The 10,412-nt window shown below is 72.0% G+C and carries 8 protein-coding genes; 1 reads left to right on the forward strand and 7 read right to left on the reverse strand.

Annotation, left to right across the window (positions count from 1 at the left end; translation table 11 throughout):
• Window positions 1-9 precede the first annotated feature (9 nt).
• The 3 genes from AACZ35_RS08770 to AACZ35_RS08780 all read right to left on the reverse strand — a co-directional run bounded on the left by AACZ35_RS08770 (window position 10) and on the right by AACZ35_RS08780 (window position 4,216).
• Complete coding sequence (locus tag AACZ35_RS08770) at window positions 10-471, reverse strand: hypothetical protein (protein WP_339828285.1); 462 nt, start codon at window positions 469-471, stop codon at window positions 10-12.
• A 94-nt stretch (window positions 472-565) separates the two neighbouring features.
• Window positions 566-3,067 carry an ATP-dependent helicase HrpB gene (gene hrpB / locus AACZ35_RS08775; protein ID WP_339828286.1) on the reverse strand — a complete coding sequence of 834 codons (2,502 nt, stop codon included), beginning with the start codon at window positions 3,065-3,067 and terminating at the stop codon, window positions 566-568.
• A 9-nt stretch (window positions 3,068-3,076) separates the two neighbouring features.
• On the reverse strand, window positions 3,077-4,216 hold the full coding sequence (locus AACZ35_RS08780) for a serine hydrolase domain-containing protein (RefSeq protein WP_339828287.1): 1,140 nt from the start codon (window positions 4,214-4,216) through the stop codon (window positions 3,077-3,079).
• A gap of 58 nt (window positions 4,217-4,274) precedes the next feature.
• Between AACZ35_RS08780 and AACZ35_RS08785 the strand changes: the two genes are divergently transcribed.
• A complete protein-coding gene (locus tag AACZ35_RS08785) occupies window positions 4,275-5,072 on the forward strand; it encodes a TatD family hydrolase (RefSeq protein ID WP_339828288.1) in 798 nt (265 codons plus the stop codon).
• A 20-nt stretch (window positions 5,073-5,092) separates the two neighbouring features.
• Here the strand turns inward: AACZ35_RS08785 and AACZ35_RS08790 are convergent, their stop codons facing one another.
• The 4 genes from AACZ35_RS08790 to AACZ35_RS08805 all read right to left on the reverse strand — a co-directional run.
• A complete protein-coding gene (locus AACZ35_RS08790; protein WP_339828289.1) occupies window positions 5,093-6,070 on the reverse strand; it encodes a hypothetical protein in 978 nt (325 codons plus the stop codon).
• Entirely contained in the window at window positions 6,067-7,179 is a 1,113-nt protein-coding gene (locus AACZ35_RS08795) for an OmpA family protein (RefSeq protein ID WP_339828290.1), read from the reverse strand. Before AACZ35_RS08795 ends, AACZ35_RS08790 begins: the two co-directional genes overlap by 4 nt.
• 79 nt (window positions 7,180-7,258) lie before the next feature.
• Window positions 7,259-9,874, reverse strand: a complete 2,616-nt coding sequence (locus AACZ35_RS08800) for a serine/threonine-protein kinase (protein WP_339828292.1) — start codon at window positions 9,872-9,874, stop codon at window positions 7,259-7,261.
• 4 nt (window positions 9,875-9,878) lie between these two features.
• Window positions 9,879-10,412: ECF-type sigma factor (locus AACZ35_RS08805; RefSeq protein ID WP_339828293.1), on the reverse strand; the 534-nt coding region annotated here is incomplete at its 5' end.

The raw sequence follows: 10,412 nt of genomic DNA on the forward strand, positions 1-10,412 counted from the left end.
ACGGAAGTCTTAGCGCGCGGCCTTCTTTGCCGCGGTCTTGCGGGTCGAAGCCTTCTTGGCCGGCGCCTTCTTCGCGGCGGACTTGCGCGCCGTCGACTTGCTGGCGGCCTTCTTGGCAGGCGCCTTCTTGGCCGCGGCCTTTTTCGCCGTCGACTTCTTGGCGGCCACCTGGGTGGACTTCTTGGCGGTGGCACCGGCGGCGGCGGCCTTCTTGCGCTTGTTCACCGCGTAAACCGCGGCGCCCACGGCAGCCAGCGCAGCCGCGCCGACGGCGGTACCAACCGGGTGCTTGCGCACGGCCTTGATCGCGGCGCTGGAGCCACGCTTGACGGCGGCGGCGCCGGCACCGGCGCTGACAAGGGCGCCAGCCTTCTTGGCCAGGTCGGCCTTGTTCCAGGATTTTTTCGCCATTGCGCCGGCATCACCCAGCTTGGCCATGGCGGTCGAAACGATCTTGTTCGTCTTGCTCATGTCGGGTCTCCGGAAATCATTGGTGAAACGAGGGACTTGCCGATACAGCCTAACCTGAAAGACATGAACGCAGCGCAGCCGCCTGTCCGGCCGTCTAGGTGCCGCGCGGTTTGGCGCGGTGGGTGGCGGTGGCCGTCCAGGGGTCGTCCGGCCACGGGTGGCGGGGGTAACGACCCTTCATTTCCTTGCGCACTTCCGGGTAGGTGCTGTGCCAGAAACTGCGCAGGTCCTGGGTGACCTGCAGGGGTTTGCCGCCGGGCGAAAGCAGGTGCAGCAGCACCGGCACGCGGCCGTCGGCCACGCGCGGCGTGTCGGCCAGGCCGAACAGCTCCTGCAGTTTCACCGCCAGCACCGGCGCACTGCCCAGGGCATAGGTCACCGGGCGTTCCTGGCCGGAAGGCACGGTGATCCGCCGCGGCGCCAGGGCGTCGATGCGCTGGCGTAGCGACCAGTCGATGCCGGATTTCAGCGCCTCGCCCAGGGTCTGTTCGTCCAGCGCGTCCAGGCGGGTCTTGCCGGTGAAGGCCGGCTGCAGCCAGCGCCCGCGGGTTTCCAGCAACGCCTCGTCAGACAGGTCGGGCAGGCCCAACCCGGGCAGCCATTCGCGCAGGCAGCGCACGCGTTCGCGCCATTGCCGCAGGGCGTCGGTCCAGGGCAGCGCGTCCAGGCCGAGCTCGCCGACGGCGTCGGTCAGGGCCTGCGCGGCCAGCGCCGGGTCGGGCCGGCCGGCAGGTTTGGATTCGAGCGTGATGCGGTCGAAGCGGCGCTCGCGGCGGCTGACCAGGGCGCGGGCGTCGGCGTCCCAGCGCACCACGTCGCCTTCGAAAAACCGTTCGGGGAAGTCGCGCTGCAGCCTCGCCTCGTCCACAGGGGCGGCGCGCAGCACCAGCGAATCGCGCGATTCGAAGCGCAATTCGCTGGCGACCAGCCAGGGTTCGCCGAACATCGCGCTGTCGTCGAACAGGCGTGCCATGCGGCCATTGGCCAGCTGGTAGCGGCGCGGGTCGCCGGGATGCTGGCGCGCGATGCGGTCGGGGAAGGCGTGCGCCAGCAGGTCGCCAAGGCGGTGCGCCGGTGCGTCGGCAGGGGGCGATGCCTCGCAGCGAAGGCGGCGTCGCCACTGCCGGGCGGCGGCGTCGATCGCGGCCAGGGCGCCGCGGTTTGCCTGCCCCGGCGTGCGGCCGGCCCGGAACGCGGCCAGCGCCTGCCAGCGTGCCGCCAGGGCGTCGCTGCGCTCGCGCAGCGGGTCGCGGGCTTCGACCAGCGCGGCGAGGTCGCAGGCCAGGGCGGTGTCTTCGGGATCGGTCGGGGCGTGCAGCATCGCGGCCAGGCGCGGATGGGTGCCCAGTGCCAGCAGCCGGCGGCCGAAGGCGGTGATGCGCGCGTCGACATCGAGTGCGCCCAGCCGCTGCAGCAGTTCACGCGCGGCGGCCATCGCGCCGGACGGCGGTGGGTCGGGGAAACGCAGTGCGTCGCTGCCCCAGGCCGCCAGCTCCAGCGCCAGGCCGGCCAGTTCGACCTGGGCGATTTCCGCCGTGCGCATGGGTTCCAGGCGCTGCGACTGGGGCCAGAGGCGGTAGGCCCAGCCTTCGGCAACGCGGCCGGCGCGACCGGCGCGCTGGTCGGCCGAAGCTTGGGAAATCGCCACGGTTTCGAGCCGCGAAAATCCCGAGTTGGGGTCGTAGCGCGGCTCGCGCGCCTGGCCCAGGTCGATCACCACGCGCACGCCGGGCAGCGTGACCGAACTCTCGGCGACGTTGGTGGCCAGCACGATGCGGCGACGGCCCTGCGGGTCGGGGCTCAGCGCGGCGGACTGCTGGTCCACCGACAGGTCGCCATGCAAGGGCAGCACCTGGATGTCGCCGGCGATGGCCCCCTCTGCCCCGAGCGCCGCCAGCGCCTGCGCGATTTCCCGCTGCCCCGGCAGGAACACCAGCAGGTCGCCGGGATGTTTTTCCAGAGCCTCGGCAATGCAGCGCCGCAGCTGCGCCGTGGTGCTTTCTTCGCGGCGCGCCGGGAAGTGCGCCACGGTCACCGGGAAGCTGCGGCCGGCGCTGGTCAGGCGCGGGGCGTCGAGGAAACGCGCCAGCGCCTCGCCGTCGAGCGTGGCCGACATCACCACGATGCGCAGGTCGGGGCGCAGCTGCGACTGCACGTCCAGGGCCAGGGCCAGGCCCAGGTCGCCCGCCAGATGGCGTTCGTGGAATTCGTCGAAGATGACCGCCGCCACGCCTTCCAGCGTCGGGTCGTCCTGCACCATGCGGGTCAGGATGCCTTCGGTGACCACTTCGATGCGGGTGCGCGCGGACACCTTCGCTTCGAAGCGGATGCGATAGCCCACCGTTTCGCCGGGCGCTTCGCCGCGCTGGCGGGCCATGAAACCGGCGGCGGCGCGCGCGGCCACGCGCCGCGGTTCCAGCATCAGGATGCGGCCATCGCCGCGCCAGGGCGCATCAAGCAGCGCCAGCGGCACCTGGGTGGTCTTGCCGGCACCGGGCGGCGCCTCGAGCACCAGGCGCGGGTGCCGTTCGAGCTGCGCGCACAGGGCAGGCAGCAGTTCGGTGATGGGGAATTCGGGTCGGGGGGCGGCGTTCACCGCCCTAGGCTAGTGAGCGCGCCCGGCAACGTCGAGCGCGGCGCGCCCTTCGCCCGAAGCGGCCGCTGGGGCAGCGACCGGCACCGGAGTCGCCTGGAGATAACGCCGCGGGTCCAGGGCCTGGATGCAGGCCAGCTCGAGCGCGGTCAGGTCCGCGCGCATGGCGCGGCCATTGCCATGCACCAGCACGATGCCGTTGCTGCCCTGCCGCCAGTCCACCCAGGGCGTGAACCCGAACGCGCCGGGGCTGGAAACCCGGGTCGTCGCGCCCCAGGCATCACGCGCCTCCACCCATTGCCCGAAGCCATAGCCGTAGCCCAGTCCTTCCGTGCCTTCCGGGCTGTGCAGGACCGGCAGCCCGGCCGCCCGGTCCACGGCCATGGTCGCCAGGCTGGCGGGGTCGAGGAAGGACTGGCCCGCGACATCACCGCCAGCCAGCACCATGTCCAGTACCCGGCCGTAGTCGGCCAGGGTCGAACGCGCACCGCCGCCGATGCGCGGATTGGGATTGGCGACATAACCCTCGCGCAGCAAACCCGCGCTCCAGTCGGTGTCACGCAAGCCCAGGGGAGCGACCACTTCGGAAAGGAACAGCGCGTCCCAGCTGCGGCCGGTGGCGCGCTCTGCCATCGCGCCCGCCACCTGCATCGAATTGCCGCCGTAGGCGAAGGCCGTGCCCGGCGCATAAAGCAGGGGCATGGCCAGGATGTCCAGGGCACACCGCTGCAGCGTGGTGTCGCGCCGGGAAAGACAGGACGCTTCGCCGGCGTCGATGCCGCTGGTATGCGAGAACAGCTGGACCAGCGTTATCGCCTGCGTGGCCGGTGGCGCCTCCGGCATGAACTCGCCGACCCGGCTGTCCCAGCGCAGCTGGCCCGATTCCACCAGGCGCGCCAGGGTCAGCGCAGACAGCCATTTGCTGGCCGAGGCGATGCCCACGCGCGTGCTGTCGTCGTAGTCGCCCAGGTGCACGCGGTGCACTTCGCCCTGCCCGTTCGCCAGGCGCAGCGACGCGCCCGGCAGGCCGTGGACCTGCACCAACGCTTCGAGCGCGGCGTCCGCGGCGCGAAAATCATGCAGCGGGCGCGCCGGGGTCGCCAGGGCGGCCAGCAGCAGGGCCAACAACAGCAGCGGACGGGCGGGGACCATGTGCCCGATAACGCGGCCGTCGCGGCGGCGTTGACGCCGCGTCGGTAGAATCGCGGACATGGACCTTATCGACATCGGCGCCAACCTGGGCCACGAAAGTTTCGACCACGACCTCGATGCCGTGCTTGCGCGCGCGCGCGCCGCCGGCGTGCAGCGCATGGTGGTGACCGGCGCCAGCCGCGCCGGCTCGGTGCGGGCGCTGGAACTGGCGCGTGCGCACCCCGGCCTGCTGTGGGCGACCGCGGGCATCCACCCGCACCACGCGGTTGAATGCACGGCCGAGGCCATCGCCGAACTGCGCGCGCTGCAGGCCGAGCCGGAGATCGTCGCGGCCGGCGAGTGCGGGCTCGATTACCACCGCGATTTTTCGCCGCGCCCGGCGCAGCGGCTGGCCTTCGAACGCCAGCTGGAGCTCGCCGCCGAAACCGGCCTGCCGCTGTTCCTGCACCAGCGCGACGCCCACGGCGACTTCATGGCGATCATGAAGGAATTCGAAGGCAAGCTCGGCGCGGTCGTGGTGCACTGTTTCACCGGCACGCGCGCGGAATGTTTCGACTACCTCGACCAGGACTGGCACGTCGGCATCACCGGCTGGCTGTGCGACGAACGCCGCGGCCAGCACCTGCGTGAGTTCGTGAAGGACATCCCGAGCCACCGCCTGATGGTGGAAACCGACGCGCCCTACCTGCTGCCGCGCACCGTGCGGCCGATGCCCGGCCACCGCCGCAACGAGCCCATGTACCTGGCGCATATCGTCGAAGAACTGGCGCGCGACCGCGGTGAGGACCTGGCCATCACGGCGGCGGCAACCACCGCCGCCGCCGCTGCATTTTTCGGCCTGCCCGACCCCGCCTGATCCGCCGCCGACGCGGCGCCTCAGTCGTCCACCGGCAATCCGTGGCGGCGACCGTAGTCGAGCGCCTGCTGGCGGAACTGGTCTTCGAGCGCCTTCATGCGGGCGCGTTCGCGCTCGCGGCAATCCCGCCCGTCCCGGCCCTTCGGGCAGGCGTCCAGTGCTTCCTGGATGCCGCGAGCCTGGGCCTGCAGCGACAGGCCCTGCTGGCCCAGCTGCACGGCTTCCTCGACGCCCTGGGTGGTGAAGGCCGTGACGAAGCGGTACATCGAGGTGTCCTGGCTGGCGCGCGCGGGCACCAGTTCAAGCAGGTCCATCACCAGGTCGCCGCCGTCCATGTCCATGCCTTCCACGCGCAGGCGCCTGACCGTGCGGTTGCTGCGCACCCGGAAATCCTTCATCACGCCAACGCCCAGGCCCAGGAAGGGCATCTGCGTCGCCACCGTGCTGGTGCCGGGGTCGAACCACATCTGCAGGTACGCATCCTGGCCGCGGCCGCGCACGCCCCGGGCGCCGCCGCCCGGGCCTTCGCCCAGGGCCTGCGGGGTCTCGGCGATGGAATCGAGGAACTGCCGGTGCCAGGTCATGTGGCGCAGCCAGCCGAAGGCCGGACCGAAGTTATCGCCCAGAAGCAGGCACGCGGGGCCGAGGTCCTGGTGCTGGCCGCAGGCCATGAAGTCGCCGTCCGCCTGGCGGATGACGAACTCCAGCCGGCCCTGGGCGAATTCGCCGCCCGGCCACCACGCACCCAGGCCCGAGGCCGGGATCATCATGCTGTTGTCGGCCGAGTTCACGTAATACGTGATCGCGCCGATGCCCTCGGAGGAATCGATGTTCTGGCGGATGCGCAGGTCGAAGCGGTAAAGGCCCAGCTCGCTCTCGGGGTTGTCCGGGAAGCGGCTGTTGGCGCTGAAGTCCGCCGCCTGCGACGGCGGGGCCGCACCGGCCAGAGCCAGTACGGCGACCGCCAGCAGGCCGTGGGTCACGGAACGCGCGTTCATGGCTTCACCAGTTCAACGCGGCGGTTGAGCGCCCGCCCGGCGTCGCTGCTGTTGGGTGCCACCGGTTCGGACTCGCCGGCGCCGCGCGAACGCAGCCGCCGGTCGGGGACGCGGTGTTCGATGACCAGGGCCGAACGCACGGCCAGCGCGCGGTCTTCGCTCAGGCGCTGGTTGGCGGCGGCGTCACCCACGTCGTCGGTGTGGCCGACGATTTCCAGCACCAGCGACGGATCGGCGCGCATCAGTTCGGCCACCTGGGCCAATGCATCGTCGGACTCCGGGCGCAGGCTGGCCTTGCCGGTGTCGAAGTAGATGCCGTCGAGGCGAACCTTGCCGGCCACGGCCAGCTCTGCCGCCAGCTCGGTCGCGTCCACGCCGGCCTGGCCGGTCTGCATGGCCTCGCCTTCGACCACGTACACCCAGCTGCGCTGCTTGTTGACCATCACCGCCGCGGCAATCGCGCGGCCGGCGACCTGGCCTTCCGCGGCCAGGTAGCGGAAGTCGCCGCCGACGCCGATGTTCATGTCGGCCACGCGGGTCCAGTTGGCTTCACGGGTGCCGGTGCCGCCGCATTCATTCCGGCCTGCGCAGCGATGCACGATGCGCAGGCCCTGGCCGCGCAGGGCCTGTTCGTAGTTGCGTTCGATCTCCAGCGTCGAACGACCATCCGGATTGTCGTAAACGTCCTTGCTGACCCGGCCTTCCAGGCGCCGGCTGCGCAGGTCGCCGTTGTCTTCGCGGCCGGTGACGAGCTGGTATTCATCGAAGGCGCGCTCCTGGCTGTCGCGCAGGCGCGAGCCGGCGTAGGGCAGCACGCGGAAGCCGGATGCCGGCGCCGCCTGGCCGGGCTGCGCGGCTGGCGCGGTGACGCGACCGCGATCGTCGACGTATTCGACGTCCTCGCCGCGGCGGCGGGCTTCGCTGGCGCAGCGTTCGTCGCCCAGGGCGCAGCGCGTGACGCGTCGTACTTCGCGGTCGACGGCTCGCTCGATCTCGCTCTGCACGGCGCGCTCGGCGGTGCGCGTGAGCGAACGACCCAGGTCCTGGGCCGCGCCGGGCAGCGGCAGGGCCAGCAGGAGCACGAGGAAGAAGGCGGGGCGAAGGCGCATGGAAAACTCCTGGTCGGTTTCCGGGGGACGTCGGGTTTATACGTCAGCCGGGTTCAAATCGTGCCACCGCCCGCCGAATTCACAAGGCGCCGGGACACTCCAGCGCCGCGCCCGGAGTCGCCAGGCAGCGATATGCGGTATCCCGGCCCTGCCAGGGGTCGGGCATGGCCTTCACGGCCTCAAGCACGGCGGGCCGGAGCTCCGCGGCCGCCGCCGGGTCGGTGGCATCGAGCAGGGCCAGGCGCAGCCGCCAGGGACGCAGGGTCACCGGCGCGGTCGCCTGCGGCACGCTGCCTTCGGCCTGCGCTGGCAGGAATTGCGCGGCGGCGGCGAGGTCGCCGTCGCGCAGGGCCAGTTCCGCATCCACCTGGACCAGCGCGGCTTCGGCGGCAGCGTCGGGGCAGCTGGCGCGCACTGCATGCGCGGCGGCCAGGTCCCGGGCCACCAGGTGGGCACGTACGGCGTAGGCGCAGCCGTTGGCGAACCAGCGGCTGTCGCGGCCCTGGCCGAGGGCTTCACGCATGGCGTCGGCCGCGGCCACGTCGGAAAGCGCGCCATCGGTGTCGCCGGCCAGGGCGCGCAGCTCGGCCCGGTGCAGCACGCAGCTGAGCGCGTGCACGTGCACACGCTTGAGCGCCGCATCGATGGCCAGGGTGCGGTCGAGCAGATCCGCGGCCTGCTGCCGTCGGCCCCGTTCAAGCGCCAGGCCGCCGGCATTGCAGTAGGCGATGGCGGCAATCACGTTCGGTTCGGCATAAGCCTGGTCGGCGACGCGCACGGCGGCGTCCGCCAGTTCCTGCGCCCGCGGGTAATCGGACCAGCGCCGCAGCGTCGGCACGGCATCGGCGTAGGTGAAGGCCAGCCAGCCGGGGTTGTCGGCATAGACCTTCGCCGCCACGTCCAGCCTTTCCTCGAACAATTCGCGGTCGTCCGGGTTGCGCAGCAGCGCGTTGACGGTGGACAGCAGTTCCAGGTACTTCAGGTGCAGCTCGGTGCCGCGCAGGTCCTCGGCGCGGAAGCGTTCGCGCAGGGGAAGGATGCGCGCCAGCGCCTGCGCATTGTCGCCGGCGACGGACTCCGCCCTGGCCATGGCAATCTGCAGGTCGAGCAGCTCGGTTTCGCCGGCGCCGTGTTCGCTCGCCATGGCCAGCGCCTCGCCTGCCAGCGCCACGGAACGACGCACCTCGCCCACCGTGCGCAGCTGGGAGGAATAGTCCGCCAGCAGGCTCCAGTGCAGCCGCGGCTCCAGGCCCGGCGTCTTTCTGGCCAGGGCCAGGCCGCGTTCGAAGAGGGCGCTGGCGGCGTCGTACTCGCCGCGGGCTGTGCGGGCCCGGGCGATCAGCCGCAGCAGGTCGGCGGCGACTTCGGGCTGGCCGGCCTCCAGGGCAGCGTCCACGCGGGCCTCGCCGGCGTCGAGCAGGTCGGCGGCGGTGGTTTCGCGACCGAGGCTGGGGTTGGATGCGGCCAGCATTTCGGCGACGTAGTCGCGCACGGCTTCGGCGCGGCTGCGCGCGGCTTCGGCTTCAACCTGGGCCTGGCGTGCTGCCCGGGCCTGGGCGCGGGCTTCGCCGGCTTGCCAGAGGCTGGCGGCGCTGCCCAGCACGATGCTGGCCACCAGGGCCACGGCCAGCGCCGCCGGCAGCGGATGCCGGCGCAGCCAACGCCGCAGCCGGTAGCCCGCACCGCCGCGCCGCGCCTGCACCGGCTTGCCATCCAGCCAGGCTCGCAGGTCCGTCGCGAGTTCGGCGGCACCGGCGTAGCGCTGGTCGGGTTCGCGCGCCAGCGCCTTGCGCAGCACGGCCTGCAGGTCCACGGGCAGGCCGCAGGCGCTGGGCAATACCACTGTGTCGGCGCGTTCGGGCAGGACCGGCGGCGCGCGCAGCAGCAGCGTGTGCAGCAATGCGCCCAGGCCGTACACGTCGGTGGCGGTGGAAACGGGTCCGCCGCGGCGCTGCTCGGGCGCGGCGTAACGCGGGGTCAGCGGGTAACTGCCGCCACTCGTGAGTTCGGATGCGCCCTCCTCGAGCACGCGCGAGATGCCGAAATCCAGCAGCACCACGCCGCCCTCGGCATCCACCATGACATTGCCCGGCTTGATGTCCCGGTGCACCACCAGGTGCCGGTGCGCATGCGCCACCGCGTCGGCCAGCGCCGCCACCCGTTCGACGATGGCGCGCGTACCCGGTTGCGTGCGGGCGCACCAGGCGTCGATGGCCTCGCCCTCGACCAGCGCCATGGCGAACCAGGGCCGGCCGTCCGGCGCGAGGCCGGCGTCGTACAGGGGCGCGATGCCGGGATGGCGCAGCTTCGCCAGGATGTCGATTTCGCGGGCGAAGCGCGCCCGGGCCTCTTCGCCCGGCGCCGGCAGGGCCAGCAGCTTCACCGCCGCCGCCTGGTCCTCGGGCGCCACGGTGGACCGCGCGCGATAGACCACGGACATGCCGCCGCGGCCGAGCACCGCGCCGATGCGCCAGCGGCCGAGCTGCTCCGGCGCATGGGCGTCGGGCAGCCGTTGGTCCAGCGGGCCACTGCCCGCGTCGGCGCGCTGCATGCGCCGTACGCGTTCGGCTACCGCCGGCGGCGCGGCCGCCAGCGCCTGGGCGGCCTGGTCGTCGTCGAGTTCGCGCAGCTGTTCGAACAGCGCGATGGCCTCTTGCCAGAGTCTTGAATCGGGGTCGTCGCCGGCACCGGCCATGGGCTCATTCCATCATTGCGTGCAGGGCCGCACGGGCGCTGGCCCAGTCTCTCTTCAAGGAACGTTCCGAGCGGCCAAGGAGTGCCACGAGTTCGGGGAACTCCAGGCCGGCGAAAAAACGCAGCTCCACCAGCCGGGCTTTTTCGGGGCTGGCGCGGGCCAGGCGCTCGAGCGCCTGGTCGAGCTCGATCACCCGCTGCGGCGGCAGTTCGTCCACCAGCTCCTCGTCCAGTTCGACCCGCACCAGGCCGCCACCGCGGCGTTCGGCCACGCGCCGGCGGGCATGGTCGACGATGATCCAGCGCATGGCCTGGGCCGCGGCGGCGAAGAAGTGCTGGCGGCTTTCCAGCGGCAGCGTGCCGCCGGCAAACAGGCGCAGGTAGGTTTCGTGCACCAGCACGGTCGGCGACAGCGTGGCGTCGTTGCCCCGCCCCAGCCGGGCCGAGGCAAGCCGCTTGAGTTCGGCGTACAGGCCTTCGAAGGCGCGGGCCAGCGCCTGGGGATCACCCTCGCGGGCCGACTCGAGCCATGCCGTGAT

Source organism: uncultured Arenimonas sp., from assembly GCF_963976025.1.
Classification (GTDB): domain Bacteria; phylum Pseudomonadota; class Gammaproteobacteria; order Xanthomonadales; family Xanthomonadaceae; genus Arenimonas.

What these genes read in the sequence shown, in the direction of transcription:
- AACZ35_RS08790 (WP_339828289.1), bottom strand. Translation starts at nt 6,070, where the DNA reads ATGAACGCGCGTTCCGTGACCCACGGCCTGCTGGCGGTCGCCGTACTG.
- AACZ35_RS08800 (WP_339828292.1), bottom strand. Translation starts at nt 9,874, where the DNA reads ATGGCCGGTGCCGGCGACGACCCCGATTCAAGACTCTGGCAAGAGGCC.
- AACZ35_RS08770 (WP_339828285.1), bottom strand. Translation starts at nt 471, where the DNA reads ATGAGCAAGACGAACAAGATCGTTTCGACCGCCATGGCCAAGCTGGGT.
- AACZ35_RS08780 (WP_339828287.1), bottom strand. Translation starts at nt 4,216, where the DNA reads ATGGTCCCCGCCCGTCCGCTGCTGTTGTTGGCCCTGCTGCTGGCCGCC.
- AACZ35_RS08795 (WP_339828290.1), bottom strand. Translation starts at nt 7,179, where the DNA reads ATGCGCCTTCGCCCCGCCTTCTTCCTCGTGCTCCTGCTGGCCCTGCCG.
- AACZ35_RS08785 (WP_339828288.1), top strand. Translation starts at nt 4,275, where the DNA reads ATGGACCTTATCGACATCGGCGCCAACCTGGGCCACGAAAGTTTCGAC.